The organism is Streptomyces sp. NPDC012935 (assembly GCF_042900345.1).
Classification (GTDB): Bacteria; Actinomycetota; Actinomycetes; order Streptomycetales; family Streptomycetaceae; genus Streptomyces.
In genome coordinates this window covers 194,749-210,121 of record NZ_JBIBBC010000003.1, presented here as the reverse complement: position 1 = coordinate 210,121, position 15,373 = coordinate 194,749, and the positions used below count along the sequence as shown (strand labels likewise).

The 15,373-nt window shown below is 71.0% G+C and carries 16 protein-coding genes and 1 pseudogene; 9 read left to right on the top strand and 8 right to left on the bottom strand.

The window, feature by feature from the left end:
* The first annotated feature begins 170 nt into the window (after nucleotides 1-170).
* Nucleotides 171-1,289 (top strand): AI-2E family transporter, encoded by a 1,119-nt coding sequence (locus tag ACFY5C_RS09870; protein WP_389442671.1) that lies wholly within the window; start codon nucleotides 171-173, stop codon nucleotides 1,287-1,289.
* A gap of 119 nt (nucleotides 1,290-1,408) precedes the next feature.
* Here ACFY5C_RS09870 and ACFY5C_RS09865 read toward each other — a convergent pair whose 3' ends face one another.
* From ACFY5C_RS09865 to ACFY5C_RS09855, 3 genes are all read right to left on the bottom strand, one after another.
* Nucleotides 1,409-2,071: a pyridoxamine 5'-phosphate oxidase family protein gene (locus ACFY5C_RS09865; protein WP_389442668.1), complete on the bottom strand. Its 663-nt coding sequence runs from the start codon at nucleotides 2,069-2,071 to the stop codon at nucleotides 1,409-1,411.
* Nucleotides 2,072-2,320: 249 nt separating this feature from the next.
* A complete protein-coding gene (locus ACFY5C_RS09860; protein WP_389442665.1) occupies nucleotides 2,321-3,163 on the bottom strand; it encodes an alpha/beta fold hydrolase in 843 nt (280 codons plus the stop codon).
* 98 nt (nucleotides 3,164-3,261) lie between these two features.
* Nucleotides 3,262-4,212 carry an alpha/beta hydrolase gene (locus tag ACFY5C_RS09855; protein ID WP_389442662.1) on the bottom strand — a complete coding sequence of 317 codons (951 nt, stop codon included), beginning with the start codon at nucleotides 4,210-4,212 and terminating at the stop codon, nucleotides 3,262-3,264.
* Nucleotides 4,213-4,600: 388 nt separating this feature from the next.
* Here ACFY5C_RS09855 and ACFY5C_RS09850 point away from each other — a divergent pair.
* Nucleotides 4,601-4,876 (top strand): annotated as a pseudogene (locus ACFY5C_RS09850) (aminopeptidase); the annotation flags it as partial.
* A 77-nt stretch (nucleotides 4,877-4,953) separates the two neighbouring features.
* Here ACFY5C_RS09850 and ACFY5C_RS09845 read toward each other — a convergent pair.
* A complete protein-coding gene (locus ACFY5C_RS09845) occupies nucleotides 4,954-5,532 on the bottom strand; it encodes a dihydrofolate reductase family protein (RefSeq protein WP_389442660.1) in 579 nt (192 codons plus the stop codon).
* A gap of 337 nt (nucleotides 5,533-5,869) precedes the next feature.
* On the opposite strand from ACFY5C_RS09845, the gene ACFY5C_RS09840 reads away from it, so the two are divergent.
* Both ACFY5C_RS09840 and ACFY5C_RS09835 read left to right on the top strand, forming a co-directional pair.
* The gene (locus ACFY5C_RS09840) at nucleotides 5,870-6,433 is read left to right on the top strand and encodes a snapalysin family zinc-dependent metalloprotease (RefSeq protein ID WP_389442657.1); all 564 of its coding nucleotides are present in this window, start codon (nucleotides 5,870-5,872) and stop codon (nucleotides 6,431-6,433) included.
* A 490-nt stretch (nucleotides 6,434-6,923) separates the two neighbouring features.
* On the top strand, nucleotides 6,924-7,997 hold the full coding sequence (locus ACFY5C_RS09835) for an NAD(+)/NADH kinase (RefSeq protein ID WP_389442654.1): 1,074 nt from the start codon (nucleotides 6,924-6,926) through the stop codon (nucleotides 7,995-7,997).
* A gap of 137 nt (nucleotides 7,998-8,134) precedes the next feature.
* On the opposite strand, the gene ACFY5C_RS09830 is transcribed toward ACFY5C_RS09835, so the two are convergent.
* Nucleotides 8,135-8,647, bottom strand: a complete 513-nt coding sequence (locus tag ACFY5C_RS09830; protein ID WP_389442652.1) for a hypothetical protein — start codon at nucleotides 8,645-8,647, stop codon at nucleotides 8,135-8,137.
* 326 nt (nucleotides 8,648-8,973) lie between these two features.
* Between ACFY5C_RS09830 and ACFY5C_RS09825 the strand changes: the two genes are divergently transcribed.
* Both ACFY5C_RS09825 and ACFY5C_RS09820 read left to right on the top strand, forming a co-directional pair.
* Nucleotides 8,974-9,870 carry a nucleotidyltransferase domain-containing protein gene (locus ACFY5C_RS09825; RefSeq protein WP_389442650.1) on the top strand — a complete coding sequence of 299 codons (897 nt, stop codon included), beginning with the start codon at nucleotides 8,974-8,976 and terminating at the stop codon, nucleotides 9,868-9,870.
* Between the two features lie 366 nt (nucleotides 9,871-10,236).
* Nucleotides 10,237-10,623 carry a hypothetical protein gene (locus ACFY5C_RS09820; protein WP_389442647.1) on the top strand — a complete coding sequence of 129 codons (387 nt, stop codon included), beginning with the start codon at nucleotides 10,237-10,239 and terminating at the stop codon, nucleotides 10,621-10,623.
* Here the strand turns inward: ACFY5C_RS09820 and ACFY5C_RS09815 are convergent.
* A complete protein-coding gene (locus tag ACFY5C_RS09815) occupies nucleotides 10,598-11,239 on the bottom strand; it encodes a response regulator (protein WP_389442645.1) in 642 nt (213 codons plus the stop codon). The genes ACFY5C_RS09820 and ACFY5C_RS09815 overlap by 26 nt on opposite strands.
* Nucleotides 11,236-12,450, bottom strand: a complete 1,215-nt coding sequence (locus ACFY5C_RS09810; protein ID WP_389442643.1) for a sensor histidine kinase — start codon at nucleotides 12,448-12,450, stop codon at nucleotides 11,236-11,238. Before ACFY5C_RS09810 ends, ACFY5C_RS09815 begins: the two co-directional genes overlap by 4 nt.
* Before the next feature lie 235 nt (nucleotides 12,451-12,685).
* Between ACFY5C_RS09810 and ACFY5C_RS09805 the strand changes: the two genes are divergently transcribed.
* Nucleotides 12,686-13,255, top strand: coding sequence for a heme-binding protein (locus tag ACFY5C_RS09805; protein WP_389442642.1), 570 nt, complete (start codon nucleotides 12,686-12,688; stop codon nucleotides 13,253-13,255).
* A 13-nt stretch (nucleotides 13,256-13,268) separates the two neighbouring features.
* Here ACFY5C_RS09805 and ACFY5C_RS09800 read toward each other — a convergent pair whose 3' ends face one another.
* Nucleotides 13,269-13,853 carry a TetR/AcrR family transcriptional regulator gene (locus ACFY5C_RS09800; RefSeq protein ID WP_389443365.1) on the bottom strand — a complete coding sequence of 195 codons (585 nt, stop codon included), beginning with the start codon at nucleotides 13,851-13,853 and terminating at the stop codon, nucleotides 13,269-13,271.
* Nucleotides 13,854-13,966: 113 nt separating this feature from the next.
* On the opposite strand from ACFY5C_RS09800, the gene ACFY5C_RS09795 reads away from it, so the two are divergent.
* Both ACFY5C_RS09795 and ACFY5C_RS09790 read left to right on the top strand, forming a co-directional pair.
* Complete coding sequence (locus ACFY5C_RS09795; RefSeq protein WP_389442640.1) at nucleotides 13,967-14,395, top strand: nuclear transport factor 2 family protein; 429 nt, start codon at nucleotides 13,967-13,969, stop codon at nucleotides 14,393-14,395.
* On the top strand, nucleotides 14,392-15,273 hold the full coding sequence (locus ACFY5C_RS09790) for an NAD(P)H-binding protein (RefSeq protein ID WP_389442638.1): 882 nt from the start codon (nucleotides 14,392-14,394) through the stop codon (nucleotides 15,271-15,273). The genes ACFY5C_RS09795 and ACFY5C_RS09790 overlap by 4 nt, the downstream gene beginning before the upstream one ends.
* Nucleotides 15,274-15,373: the final 100 nt, after the last annotated feature.

Genomic DNA, 15,373 nt, shown 5'->3' with positions numbered 1-15,373 from the left:
TTCGCGGCAGGACCGCCGGATTCCGCTCTGAGCGGGTCGAGTTGCCACACCTGTCAACCGGCTCGGCGTGCCCCGAGTGCGGCTGCCACCCCGGGCCACGAGGACCGTCGAGCCGCCTCTGACCGGTGGCCCTCGCGAAGGGTTGAATGGCGTGCCAATAGTGTGACGGCATGCCTGACATGTTGAGTTCCGGGAGAACCCGCGCCGCGCTTGCCACATCCGCGCGCGTATCGGTCGAGTTGCTGTTGGTGTTCGTGGCGGTTGCGGTGACTCTGTGGGGCCTGGCCCGGATGTGGTCGGTCGTGTGGCCGGTGATCATTGCCCTGTTCCTCACGACACTGACCTGGCCGCTGACCCGTGCGCTGCGGCGGCGCGGGTGGCCTTCGGCGCTGGCCGCGTTGCTGGTGACCCTGCTGTTCCTCCTGGTCGTCATCGGCATCGTCGCGCTGATCGCGGTTCCGGTGGCCTCCCAGTCCGGCGAGTTGAGCGACGGTGTGGTCGAGGGCATCAAGAAGGTGCGCGAGTGGGCCGCGGGGCCACCGCTGAACATCGGCGACGACCAGATCACGACTGCCCTGGACACCGCGGTCGCCCGCGTCCAGGGCAGCGTCGGCAGCCTGGTCAACACCGTCGCAACGGGAGTGGCCACCACACTCAGCGGCTTGGTCACGGCCATCCTGGCGCTCTTCCTGATGTTCTTCTTCCTCAAGGACGGCCCGCGATTTCTGCCGTGGCTCGCCCGCCAGTTGCCCGGCCGACTCGCGAACGACGTTCCGGTCCTGGCCGAGCGCGCCTGGGACACCTTGGGCGCGTTCATGCGGTCTCAGGCGCTCGTCGGCATGCTCGACGCTGTCTTCATCGGCCTCGGCCTGTGGATCCTGGACGTACCGCTGGTGCTGCCCCTGACAGTGCTGACCTTCGTCGCCGCCTTCGTGCCGATCGTGGGCGCGGTGTTCGCCGGTTTCGTCGCATGCCTCATCGCGTTGGTGTCGAACGGCCCGACGGACGCCCTGATCGTGCTGGCGATCATCCTCGTGGTGCAGCAACTTGAGGGCAACGTCTTCCAGCCCATGATCCAGAGCCGTGGGCTCGGCCTGCACGGGGCCGTGATTCTGCTGGCGGTGACGTTGGGCGGCAGTCTGGCCGGCATCGTGGGCAGTCTTCTTGCCGTACCGGTCACCGCACTGATCGCGGTGATCTGGAACTACCTGCGGGAGCAGCTCACCGACCCGCCGCAGGAGCCGGAGGCCGACAAAGCGCCGGCCGGTGTCACTGTCCCGGAGGTGTGACGCAGTGCGAGGAGCGCCACCGACAGCCGCCACTCGGCCGACCATCTCGTGAAGAACGTCGTCGACGGGGGGCCCGGTGGCCCCGGCCCGCCCCAGGCGCGGACCGGCTCCGTCACCGGTCAGCCACTGCCCGGCAGCGATCCGGTGCGAGTTCCCGCGGTCTGCTCGCCCTCACGCGGCGAGGCCTGGTGCTCGGCGCGGGTGACGAAGTAATCGGCATCCTTCGGCCGCTGGGCCCCCGGGCGTGGACGCGGCGCAGGCACGAGATGGGGAATGTGCTTGGAGCAGTGCACGTACGCCTCCTCCACCGTGATGTGCACCCAGAATTCGGGCCTGCGTCCAGGAGCGGTGTCCACCGGAAGGCGGGGGTAGGCTCGCCGCTGCTCCTCGTCCCCGTGGAGCCGAGCTGCGCCATTGACGTGCAGACCGATGTGGTCATGGGCGAAGTCGACGAAGAGCAGGCCGATATGCGGGTTCTCAGTGATGTTTCCCGCGCTGGCGAGTACCCCGTTCCCACGGTACTCGGGGTAGGTGAGAGTGCCGTCGTCAAGCACGGTGACGAACCCCGGGGGACCGGCGCGGAAGGTGACGTCGCAGGCTCCGCCGGCGTCCGACGTGGACAGGAACGCCATGGTCTGGCGACCTATGAAGTCCGCCATCTCCGGTGTCAGACGGTCCTGCACCTGGCGGTCGTAGAACGTGGCGGCCTGGCCTGCCGTCCCGAGTAGGTGCTGCAGGCGGCGCTCGCCGACGGAACCGGTGGACTCGTGGGGGTGGTTCACGGAACGCGCTGCCTTCCTGTTGCCTGCAACTGGGCGTGGAGCCACGGCACTCTAACGCTGGATGGAGCACGGTGTCGTCGTCGGCACAGGTATCCGACTGCGTAGGCGGCGAAGCCGGCAGGGGCGCGACCGTCGGCGTGGCGCTCGGGAAGAACCGTCCCGATCGCGTCGGGACGGTTCTCGGGGCGGCGGCCGGCGATGAACGGGCGGGGCGGCGTCTTCGCCGCCCCGCCCTGCTGGGTGTGCCGGTCAGCGGACCGTCCGCGCCGCCTTCTCGATGATGTCGGTGACGGCGTCCGGGTGGGACACGCTCACAGCGTGGGAGGACTCGATTTCCTTCATGTGAGCATGGGCGCGCTCGGCCATGAAGACCTGAGCATCGCGGGGGATGATCCGGTCATTTGAGCCCACCAGAGCCCAGGAAGGGATGGTCTTCCAGGCGGGCTCACCGGACGGTTCGTTCAGGGCGGTGCCGGTCCCCGGACGCTGGGTGACCGCCATGAGGGCAGCGGTGTCCGCGGGAACATCGGCACCGAACACCTGGTGGAACCTGGACTGGTCGATGGAGAAGTCGAAGTCCTTGGAGCCGTCGGGGTTGGTGATCGGGACGGGACGCAGAACGTCGCCGATGACGCTGCCCTCGAACTTGCTGACCAGCTCGTTGGAGCTCTCGCCCTTCTCGGGGAGGAAGCCGTCGGCGTACACCAGTGCCTTGACGTTGTCGGAGCCGTAGGCGGCGTTGCTGATCACCGCCCCACCGTAGGAGTGCCCGACAAGGACCACCGGCCCGTCGATGCCGGCCAGCAGGTTCTTGACGGAGGCGGCGTCGCCGCTGAGGCTGCGCAACGGGTTGGCCGCGGCGATCACCGGGTAGCCGTCCTGCTTCAGTTGTTTGATGACGCCGTTCCAGCTGGAGGAGTCGGCGAACGCGCCGTGCACGAGCACGACGGTCGGCTTGGCGCCCTTCGAAGGGGTGCCATCGGAGGCGCTCGCCGGACCGACCGACGTGGCGAAGAGGGCGGTGGCGACCGTGGCGGTGGCCATGACGGTGAGAGGCATGCGGGCACGGCGAAGACGCGAATGACGGGACATGAGGGGCCCTTTCGAGGCAGAGGATTTAGCTACATCTGGACATATAGCCATATAGACATAAAGACGTAGCTGCGGTACGGCAGGGTGTTGCTCGACGATCAGTCGTTGTGGAACGCGGTGCGCAGGGCGCGAATGGCCTGCTCCACCGCGGCAGTTGTGGCCTTTGTGGGCCGGAGGGGGTTGAGCATCATGAAGTCGTGCAGGGTGCCGTTGATGCGGATGCTCGTGGTCGGAACACCGGCCTGGGTCAGCTTGCGGGCGTACGCCTCGCCCTCGTCCCGTAGCACGTCGTTCTCATCGACCATGAGGAGCGCCGGCGGCAGCCCGCGCAGCTCCTCCAGGCTCGCCCGCAGCGGCGAGGCGGTGATCTCCGCCCGCTGGGCGGGATCGGAGGTGTAGCAGTCCCAGAACCAGGCCATGCCCTTCGCCGTGAGGAAGGGCCCGTCGGCGAACTCCCGGTAGCTGTCGGTGTCCTGGGCCGCGTCCGTGACGGGGTAGTACAGCGACTGGTGCAGGAAGTTCACGTCGCCGCGACGCTTGGCCATGAGGGTCAGCGCCGCCGTCATGTTGCCCCCGACGGAGTCACCGGCCACGACCAGCCGGGAGCCGTCCAGGCCCGCCTCGGCACCTTTCGCGGTGATCCACTGAGCGGTCGCGTACGCCTGCTCGATGGCGGTCGGGTACTTGGCCTCCGGCGCACGGTCGTACTCGACGAAAGCGACTGCGGCGTCCGCACCGACGGCCAGCTCGCGCACCAGGCGGTCGTGGGTGCCGGCATTGCCGAGGACCCAGCCGCCGCCGTGCACGTAGAGCACGACCGGCAGCGCGCCCTGGCTGCCGACGGGCTTGACGATACGTACCCGCACGTCGCCGACCTCGGCCTGCACCGTGATCCACTTCTCCTCCACGTCCGGCTTCTCGACGGGCGCCGCCTGCAGGTCGTCCAGGACCTTACGGGCGCCCTGAGGGCCGAGTTCGTACAGGTACGGCGGGTTGGCCGTCGCCTCCGCGAGCTCCTGCGCCGCAGGCTCGAGAATGGGCTCAGTCATCACTGCACTCCTTGGGTGGTTATCAGGCTTTTTGCCTGCTTTAACCCATATGACCGAGCATCCGCTCGAGGTGTGACATGCGCCGCGTGGAAGCCGAGCAGCCTGTGCCGTGGCAGGGCGACTCGTCAGGGCCGTGGCTCCGGTCCGGGCACTTGTCGGTGCGGGACGGGCAGGGTCGGGCCATGCCGCCTGTACATCGACCGGGGGCCGCTGCTCGGGTCGGGGTTCCCCCCGCGGCGCGTTCTCGGGGGGCCGGGTTGAGGGGTGGCGCAGGATGCGGGGTACGTTTGCCGGTTTCCTGGCCCGGGTGGTCGAGTTGCTGTCGGGCCGTCAGGGGCGTTCGTTGCATGTGAAGGCCGCCGACGCCGCGACGGTCGAAGGCGCCGGCATCACCGGGAAGCAGTTGTACGCCGAGGTGGAGCGGCTGGCCGGCGACGCCGGGTGGGAGCTGGGCGGCTGGCATGCCGGGCACCTGGTCGGGGAGTTCCCGCACGAGTGGATCGACGGCGCGGATGTGGAGTCGTACATCGCCCCGGCCAACGACACCCCGCTGCGACGCACCGACAAGACAGGCCGCAGCTGCCATTGGATCCCGGAGATCCATCTCGTGGACCGGGAGCGGGAGTTCGGCGGCTTCTACGAGGAGCTGCTCACCCTCGGCTGAACGAGCCGGCCCGCCCTGGACTCGGATCGAGGCCACCGCCGTCGGCGCTCACCCTGCACCAGGCGTGGAACTCGGACTCAGACATGCAGGGTGGGCCGATAGATGAGCTCCTGGATGTGGCCCTCCAGCGTCCGGTTCTCGATCAGCTCGAGGTCGAAGTCGGCTGCACCGTGGAAGATCGGGTCCAGCCCGGTCCGGCCGGTGATCACAGGGAAGAGCGTCACCTGGACGCGGTCGACCAGACCGGCGGCCATCAGCGCCCGGTTCATCGACAGGCTGCCGTGCGAGCGCAGCGGTACGTCCGACTCCTCCTTGAGCCGGGCGACGATGTCTACGGCGTCGCCGCTCGCGACGGTCGCGTCCGGCCAGTCGAGGGGTTCTTCCAGGGTGGTCGACACGACCGTGGCCGGCATGTTCCTCATCCGCGTGACCCAGGGGTCACGCACCTCGGACTCAGCTGTGCTCGAGGCCAGCATCTGAGCGAACAGCCGATAGGTGTTGGCCCCGAAGACCATCCGCTGCTCCTCGCCGTACAGGGCGAGGCGGTGGTCGAGGAGCTCGGGGCCTTGCTTGCCCCAGTAGCCGGTCCAGTCGCCCCCGGCGGCGCCGTATCCGTCGAGGCTGGAGAAGACGTCGAAGGTGTAGGTAGCGGTCATGGTGCTCTCCTCGAGTGAGATTGATCGCCTGCTGGAAATACAGACTGGCAGCCACGGCGAGACTCATCGCGTGCCCGGCGACATGACACGGCAGCGACTACGGCGGTGACTACGGCAGCGACAACGGCGGTGACCGTCGTCCGGCTTCGAGCGTCGTACGGCTTCGAGCGTCGTAGATCCGCGGTCCACGTCTTCCTCCGCGACACCTTCGGCGCACGTGTCGAGCGGCAGCACGGGCGGGCCGCCTCGGATTGACGGATTCGCGTTCACCGCCGCCGGGCAGTGAGGGAGGGAATGTCATGAGCACGACTACCCTTCCCCCACGAGGAGGTCGATCATGCACGTACGCAGGCTGACCGGCGGCCTGGCCGCCGCCTGTGTGGTGTCCCTGTCCCTGCTGGGTGGCCAGGTGGTGGCCGCTCCGCTCGACGCGGCGGACACCCCCCTGGCCGCCCGTGTCCTCACCTACGACGCCGGCGGCTCCGCCGAGTTCAGGAGCGCCGTCGACCGGGGCGCGGCGATCTGGAACGAGAGTGTCGACGCCGTCGAGCTGCGCCCGGCCAACGCCGGGCAGCGCGCGAACATACGGGTCCTCGCGGACAACGGCTGGCCGCGCGCACTGCCGACCACGCTGGGCAACGGAACCGTCTACATCGGGCGCCAGGCCGTCGACCAGGGCTACGACACGATCCGCATCTCCGCCCACGAACTCGGGCACATCCTCGGCCTGCCCGACCGCAAGCCCGGACCGTGCTCGAGCCTGATGTCCGGTTCCAGCGCCGGCACCGCATGCACGAACCCGTATCCGGACGCGGCGGAGAAGGCGGAGGTCGAGGGGAACTTCGGCGGCGCGCTCGTCGGGCGGGCCCCGGCGGCGGAGGCTGAGCTGATCGTGGACTGACGCCGGCCGCAGCACGCCTGAGGAACAGGAGCCGCCCGGTGCCCTGCTCGCACCGGGCGGACTCACATCAGCCGGACCTGCAGCCGGAAGCGCGCCCTCGGGCTCGTCCGGCGGCGGGCCCCCTCGGAGGGCCTGCCGAGGATCGCAGGCCGCCCGATACAGGGGCACGATCCCTGCTCCGCCGGCGCGCAATGGTTTACGAGATCGGCGGCCGCTGACCGCCAAGAGCGAATCTGCCGCACTTGGCCCTCCCCACGCCCCCCCGGGTGCCGACCGGACCCCCACAGCCGCCGGCGTTCACCACGAGGCGGAGAGCATGTGCCTCCGCCTCCGCCTCCGCACCTCCGCCTCCGCTGACCGCGCATGCGGGGTCGGAGCGAGCAAGGGATCCTACGAATGGGGCGGCCTGCCGGCCGCGTCGGCCTTGGCTGTGGCACGCGCTCCCGAACCGTCGCCACGACCCCGTGACCGAGATGCCCTGGAGGCGGAGATGACGTTGAACCGGCTCGGCCTGGTGGTGCATGGCGGACGTCCGGAGGCCGTCGAGGCGGCTCGGGTGGTGCGGGCCTGGTGCGAGGAGCACGCCGTGCCGTGCACGGACATCGACGTATGGGGCGAGGGCGGGCGGCGCGGCGCTCGTGCGGAGGTGGAGGCCGCCGGCAATCCCGACCTGATCGTCACCCTGGGTGGAGACGGCACCTTCCTGCGCGGCGCCCGGATGGCCGCGCAGAACGACGCCCTGGTCCTGGGCGTCGATCTCGGGCGGGTGGGCTTTCTGACGGAGGTACCGGCCTCCGAGGTGCGTGCGGCGCTGGACGCGGTGCGCGAGGACCGGCTCAGGATCGACACCCGCATGCTGCTCGCCATGCGTGCCTCCTGCCGCCTGAAAGTGCCGGCGGGTTTGGAGGACTGGGTCCGGTGGGGCCGCGGCCCGCTCCTGCCGCCGCCCCCGGTGCGCCCCGACTGCGAGGTCGACGACGAGTGGGGCATCCCCCTGGATGTGACCGCCCTCAACGACGTCGTGCTGGAGAAGCTGGCCAGGGACCGCCAGGTGTCGGTCGGTGTGTACGTCTCCGGCCGGCTCCTGGCCGCCTACTCCGCCGACGCGCTGCTGGTTGCCACCCCGACCGGCTCGACCGCCTACAGCTTCGCCGCCGGTGGACCCGTCGTCTCGCCGCGCGCCGAGGCCCTCGTGTTCACGCCGGTCGCCCCGCACATGGCGTTCGACCGGTCGATCGTCACGGCCCCCGACGAGCCCGTCGGACTTCGCGTCCTCGAACGGTCGGGACCGGCGGCCGTCAGCATCGACGGACAGGTGAGGGGCGTTCTGGACCCGGGGGACTGGATCGGCGTGTACGCGGCGCCGCGTCGGCTGCGCGCCGTCCGGCTCGGCCCGATGGACTTCTACGGCCGGCTGCGCGAGCGGATGAACCTGACCGACGCCCCGGCCGCCGTCGCCGACGGGAGTCCGGCGCCTCTCTGGTCGGTGAGCTCGCCCCCGCCCGGCGACCTCGCCCATCTGGCCCTGCTGGGGGTTCCGGACGGTCAGGCACCCATCCTGTGACAGCCGCGTCGAACGGGCCGTCCTCGTCATCGGGCCGCACTGCCATCCGCGCCGGGGCCGTCCCCTGCCCGGGGGACATCCTGACTGGCCCCGTGCAGGAAGAAACCTGCACGGGGCGTCGGCTGGTTGGTGCGGCGTCAGGCGCAGAGCACGCGCGTCTCCGGCGTGAAGACCGGGCCGCCGCTGGTGTTCGTCGCGTCGCTGAACTCGGCGTAGAAGTACGAGTAGAAGCCGATGTTGCCGTTGCAGCCCGAGTCGGCGGCCACCTGGAGCGTCAGCGTGACGGTGCGGCTCTGTCCGGGCGGGATGGTGGCGCCGTAGTTCTGGCCGAGATTGCTGGGCCCGGTGCCGGAGCAGGGTGTGCTGCCGGCGGCCGTGGTGAGAGCGCAGCCCGTGAAGCTGTACTTCAGGTCGGGGCGCTGCGTGGTGAGCCACGTCGGCTCGATCGTCTGGTAGACGAACAGGACGTCGTACGTCTTGTTGTTGGTCAGCGTCATCGAGAGTTGCACCGTTCCGCCGGGTGTCGTGGTGGCGGAGTCGGCGGTGAACGTCAGGGCGGCCGGTGCGGGGTCGGCCGCGCTCGCGCTGGGGGCCAGACCGAACACGGCGAGCAGGAGACCGAGGACGGCGGTGAGACCCAGGCGTCTCATACGTGGTGATCGCATGGCCCGGGAGGCTAGGCATCCGGCGCGCACGTCGTCTGCCCCTCGCAGAGCGCTCCGGTCATCGGCAGGCCGAATGTGCGCCTCGTGTAACGGGTGTGCGGTGACTGTGTGAAGAGCCTGTTGAGGGCGTATTCGTGCACCGCAAGGGGCGGGAGGGGCCGCGTGCGGGGGGCGGCGAAGCGGCCGTCGCCCGCGAGGTGCCTGATGCCGATATTGGCGTGATTCCGGATGTGCCGCGTGCGTTGGCGTGCCGCCCGGTGCGGAGATTCTCGGGCATTCGTCGATTTCCGGCCTCGGCGGACACTGACGGTATGACCCGGACTCTCGTCGACCCGTACTCCGTCCCGGACGAACTGCGTCCTTACCTGCAGGAGGTCGTCCACCGCACGCACGCCCTGTACGGATCTCACGTGGTGAGCGTCATCGCCGTCGGCTCCGTCGCGCTCGGCGATTACCGGCACGGACGCAGTGACGTCGACATCACGGTGGTCGTGGACGGCACCGCCCACGGCCGAGCGCTCCCCGACTCAGGCCTCCCCGACTCAGGCCTCCCCGACTCAGGCCTCCCCGACTCAGGCCTCCCCGACCCAGGCCTCCCCGACCCAGCCCTCGCCGACCTGGCCGCCGCTCTCGCCCACCCCGCCTTGCCCTGCCCCGCGGCCGGGCTTGAGCTGGTGGTCTACGACCGGGACTTCGCGGCGCGGCCCTCCGGCGAGGCCGGCTACCTGCTGGACATCAACACCGGACCGCTCCTGCCCGAACGGGTCAGCGTCGATCCTTCGGAGTCGCCCGCGTTCTGGTACGTCATCGACCGATCCGTCGCCCATCAGGCCGGACGCGTGCTGTACGGCAGACCGTCGCCGGAGGTGATCGCCGAGCCGGCACGCGCCGACGTGCTCGCCGCGCTCCGTGCCTCGGTCCGTGAGCACAGCACCGGCGAAGGGCATCTCGCGGACAACCGGGTCCTCAACGGCTGCCGCTCCGTGCAGTTCTGCCGTACGGGCCGCTGGCAGGCCAAGCGCCGGGCGGCGGAGGCGGTCGCGGCAACCGAGGAACCCTTCCGTCCGCTCCTGCAGGCCGCACTGCGAAGCTTCGAACGGCCCTCCCGCAACGCGGCGACCGCTCTGCCCGCCACCGGTGTGCAGGCCTTCCTGGCCTGGGTGGCCGACCGCGTCGACGAGTCGATCGCCGCGGACCGGAAGGAGTAGCGCCCCCGCCCCGCCCCGCCCCCTCAGCCGGTCGGCACCCCCGGCCCACAGCGCACGGACCTCCGGGCCGGCGTCCTGGTCGTTCAGCCCCGCCAGCCCCTGGACGAGCAGGGACGGCGCAGTCGAAGAAGTCGAGGGGACTTGGCCGTTGCCACTGGCTCTGGCGGTCGAGGCTCAGCTGACCACATGCAGTGGCGACCCTGCGCCGGCCAAGCCGACGCCGTCGCAGGCGAGATCGTCGGCGTCGGCCACCGCGTCAGCCGCACCGGATTTCCCCGAGTCCGCAGCGACATCGCACCTGACGCAGGACATCGAGGCCGCCTACGAGGCCGCGACGGACGCGTACCCGGACGTCGACGTGGACAAGTGCACGATGTCGACTTCGCTGGACGACAAGGGCTGCGGGGCGGCGCTCCGCTCACCGCAGCCGAGAAGGTCGCTGCCGACACGGAACGACGGCCGCGGGTCAAGGACCCCGAGTACGCGGACGTGTCGTACAGCGCGGTGTTTCTCACCACCGGCGCTGTCCAGGACGGCATCGACCGGCTGCGCGGACCGATTCCCTGCTACGGACTCAGCGACGCGGGAGAGCCTCCGCCCCCGCTTCGGGCCGAGGCCGAGAGCATGTGGGCCGAGGGCGCCGACATCTTCGAGAGCGAGTGGGGATCTTCCTCAGCAGCGTCAACCCTTGAGCGGCCCGAGGGCGCACCGCGCTCGGGCGCCGGCCTCATGGCAGCAGACGCTGTTCCTTAGCGACCGCCACCGCGCCTGCCCGGGTGTCGACGCCGAGCTTGTCGTAGATGCGGCGCAGGTGGGTCTTGACGGTGGCCTCGCTGATGAACAGGGCGCGGGCGATGTCGCGGTTGCCGATGCCGCGGGCGAGCTGGGTGAGGATGTCACGTTCGCGGTCGGTGAGGGTGGGGCGGGGCCTGCGGAGGTTGGCCATGACGCGGCCCGCGACCGGCGCGGACAGGGCGGGGCGGCCCTCCGCGGCGGCGTGGATCGCGGCGAAGAGTTCGTCAGGGCGCTCGGCCTTGAGCAGATAGCCGGTGGCGCCCGCCTCGATGGCGCGGGTGACGTCGGCGTCGGTGTCGTAGGTGGTCAGGACCAGGACGTTGGGGGAGGCACCGGGCGTCGAGGTCAGGCGGCGGGTGGTCTCCACACCGTCGATGCCCTCGCCCAGTTGCAGATCCATCAGCACCACGTCCGGCATGAGCTTCGCGGCCAGTGCGAGCGCCTCCTCGCCGGCCCCGGCCTCCCCCACCACCTTGATGTCCGGGGCGCTGTCGAGGAGCGCGAGCAGGCCGGCCCGCACGACGGCGTGGTCGTCGCAGACCAGGATGCGTACGGCAGCGCGGTCGGGGGTCATCGGGGCGCCTCCAGGGGGACGGCGGCGGACAGGACGGTGCCCTCGCCGGGCGCGGAGTCGACGGTGAGGGTCCCACCGAGCGCGCGCAGCCGGGCCCGCATGGCGGGCAGCCCGTGGCCGCGTCCGTGGCCGCGTCCGTCGGCGGGGGAGTCGGGCAGGGCGGCCGGGTCGAAGCCGTGGCCGTCGTCGGATACGTCCAGGACGACCTCGTCGTCGAGGAGGGTCAGGGTGAGGGCGGCGCTGCCGGCCGAGGCGTGCTCGCGAACGTTGGCCAAGGCGCCCTGGGCGATGCGCAGCAGGACGGCCTGAACCCGGTCGGGCAGCTGAGGGAGGCGCTCGGCACCGTCGACGTGGACGCGTACGGTGAGGCCGGCCCCGGATTCCCGCCCGGCCAGGGTGCGCAGGGCCTGATCGAGGCCACCTCCGGCGAGGTCGGCGGGGGCCAGGTCGTGCACGAAGCGCCTGGCCTCGGCGAGGTTGTGCGCGGCGACGGACGCGGCGGTGCGCACATGGGCGCGGGCCTTGTCCGGCTCGGTGTCCCACACCCGGTCCGCCGCCTGCAACAGCATCTGCTGGCTGGACAGCCCCTGGGCGAGCGTGTCGTGGATCTCCATGGAGAGCCGCTGGCGCTCGGCGAGAGTGCCCTCGCGGCGTTCGGAGGCGGCGAGTTCGTGGCGGGTGCGGATCAGGTCGTCGATCAGGACGCGCTGGCGCGCGGTGTGCCGTTCCATCTGGAGGAAGACGGCGGTCGCGAGAGCGGCGACGGCGGGCGGCGCGAGGACCAGGTTCGGGTCGAAGCGACCCGCGAGCTGCACCTGCGCGGCGACGACGAACACCGTCAGGACCGCAACGAGAACCAGAGCCGGGCGGGCCGGCAGCGTGCGTAGACCGGTGTAGAAGAGCGGCACCGCGCACCAGGCGAAACTGGGCGCCAGCACGACCAGGACCATCCACACCACGACGACCAGCGCCAGCCACGCCGAGTGCCGCCGCGTGGGCCGGGGGCGCGTGTCGCCGGTCCTCGGACCCAGCAGATACAGGACGGCGAGCACGACGCACAGCGCGATGATCCAGGGCGTACGTGGTTCACCGGGATGACGCAGCACGAACCGGGCCAGCGCTCCGCCGAGCAGCAGGAAGAACGCCGCGTGCATCACGACGCCGAGCCACGGGGCGTCCACGGTGCTCGGTTCGTACGACCGGTTCGGCATCCGGTGCCTGCCTCCCTTCCTGCTCGTGCCCGCTGAACTGGGCAAACACCTCCATTGTGACCCGGTGCTGGGGCCCTACGGGTCAACCGATCGGATGACCCCGGTGTCGTCCGTCGAGCTGCCCCGGTACAGCCGGAACGCCGACCGTGCGGGCCCCGTTCGGGGCCGAGGGTGGAGAGCGGACGAAGCGGGGCGGCATTCGAGCCGCCCTCCCACCGAAGGAGTCGACCGACCCATGAACCCCGTGCACAAGAAGTTCTCCCGCCGCGCCCGCGTCACCACCGGCGGTGCCGTGCTCGCAGTCGTCGCTCTGGCGGGCTTCGGTGCCGTGTCCGCCAACGCCTCGGCGCCTGCGGCGACGCCCGCGGCGGCCACCTCGGCCAACGCCCCGGCCCGGGCCACCACGACCTCCACCCACCTGACGATCGACGCCGCCACCAAGGCGGCGCAGGCCGCGCTCGACGCCGCCGAGGAGGAGAACCAGCGCGTCACGGTCGCCGTCGTCGACCGCAACGGCAACACCGTCGTCACCCTGCGCGGCGACGGTGCCGGCCCGCAGTCCTACGAGTCCGCCGAGCGCAAGGCCTACACCGCGGTCTCCTGGAACGCCCCCACCTCCCAGCTCGCCGAGCGCCTGGAGCAGGCCCCGAACCTGAAGGACATCCCCGGCACCCTGTTCCTCGCGGGCGGCGTCCCCGTCGCCGCGGGCAACGCGCCGATCGCCGGTATCGGGGTCGCGGGCGCTCCGTCCGGTGCGCTGGACGAGAAGTTCGCGCAGGCCGGGGCCAACTCGGTGACTCGCTGACGTCCGGACCGCGTCACGTGCCGCTGCCAAGCACTCCGGCAGTGAACTTCGCCAGCTGTGCGCGCAGTTCCTCGCGTGGCACCGCCTTCTGACCGGCCAGGTATTCGACGAGGTCGGCCCGGGTGGCGGCGAGCAGCGCGTGGGCGGTGAAGTCGCTGCCGGACAGGCCCGGGACGCGGTCCAGGAGGTCGCGGAGCAGGGCGTGCCAGCGCTCGTAGTGATCCGTGCTGTAGGGGCTGTCCGAGCCGGATGTCTCCAGGGCCAGTGCGAGATGCCGGTTGTCGAGCTTGAAGCACAGGACGGCGTCGAGCAGGGCCGGTACGCGCTCGAGCGGCGGCGTGTCCGGGCCCAGCGGCGGAGGGCCCTCCTCCACGGCGACCCTCAGGGGCTCGAGTCGCGCGCTCACCAGCGCGTGGATCAGGCCCGTGCGGTCGCCGAAGGCGCGGAAGAGGGTCCCCTTGCCGACGCCGGCCGCTGCCGCGATGTCGGCCATGGTGACCTCGTCGGGGCTCCGGCATTCGGCGAACAGGGTGTCGGCGGCCGCGAAGGCCGCTGCCCGGTTGCGGGCCGCGTCCTTGCGGGGCTTGCGTTCGGCCATGGGGGTCGGCATGGGCTCCTCCGTTGCTCCTCCGCTTGCAATGCGGACCGGCGGTCCGTATCTTTCTCGGAAGAAGCGGACCGCTGGTCCGTATCGTACGGGAGGACAAGCCCATGCCCACAACCACCTCACCGGCAGATCTGTACCGCCACAGCCTGCGGCTGCTGCTGGACAAGGACATTTCCGGCTGGGTCGGCCTGTGGGCCGACGGCGGCGTCATGGAGTTCCCCTTCGCGCCCCCGGGCTGGCCCGAGCGGCTGGAGGGCCGGGACGCCATCGCCGCGTACATGCGCCACTACCCGGACCACATCGACCTCCACGGCTTCCCCGACCTGCGGATACACGAGACGACCGACGCCGGGACCATCGTGGTCGAGATGCGCGGGGTGGGCCGTACGGTCGAAACCGGAGGCCCCTTCGACATGACGTACATCGCCGTCGTGACCGTCCAGGACGGGCGGTTCACCTCCTACCGCGACTACTGGAACCCCCTCGCGGTCCAGGCACCCGGCATCGACTTCACCGGGAGCAGCGCCCGATGACCGTCATCCGCACCACCCTGGTCATCGGCGCCACCGGCACCACGGGCAGCCGTACGGCCGCACAACTGATCGGCGCCGGCCACCACGTCAAGGCCGCCGGCCGCCGAGCCACCCCGCTGCCGGGCACGGAACCGGTCCGCTTCGACTGGTACGACCCCGCCACCTTCGGTGACGCCCTCACCGGGGCCGACAGCGTCTACCTCGTGCCGCCGGTCGGCGATCCGGACCCGGCCGCGGTCATGCTGCCCTTCCTCCGGCAGGCCCGTGCCGCCGGCGTGGAGCGTGCCGTACTGCTGAGCTCCTCGGCCATCCCCGAGGGCGGCCCGGCGGTGGGCGCGGTGCACCGGGCCCTGCCCGGCCTGTTCGACGAGTGGGCAGTGCTGCGGCCCTCGTGGTTCATGCAGAACTTCACCGGCACGCACGCGCACGCCGACAGCATCCGCGAGCACGGCGTCATCCGCACCGCCGCCGGGAGCGGCCGGGTCGGCTTCGTGGACGCCGACGACATCGCCGCCGTCGCCGTATGTGCCCTGACCGACGACCGCGCCCCCGGCACGGACCTGATCCTGACCGGGCCGGAGGCGCTCAGTCACGACGACATCGCCGCGATCGTCACCCAGGTCACCGGCTGCCCGGTCACCCACGACCACCTGACCTACGACGACCTGCGCGGACGTCTTGCCGCGATGATCCCGCCGGAGTTCGCCACGATGCTGGCCGAGATGGACCGTGCCATCGCCGGGGGAGCGGAGGACCGGACGACCGACACCGTCCTGCGCTTGACCGGCCGACTGCCGAACGGGTTCCGGGTGGTCGCGGAACGGGAGCTGGTACGTACGCGACCTCGGACGGTGCCGGAGGCCGGCCCGACCCGGTAGGCGAGGGGCGGCTCTGGCCGCCGACAGATGTCGACGGCGTCAGCACCGTGGCCACTGAACACCTGGGCCACCGGCGGACGTGCACGTCGCCACGCGGCGG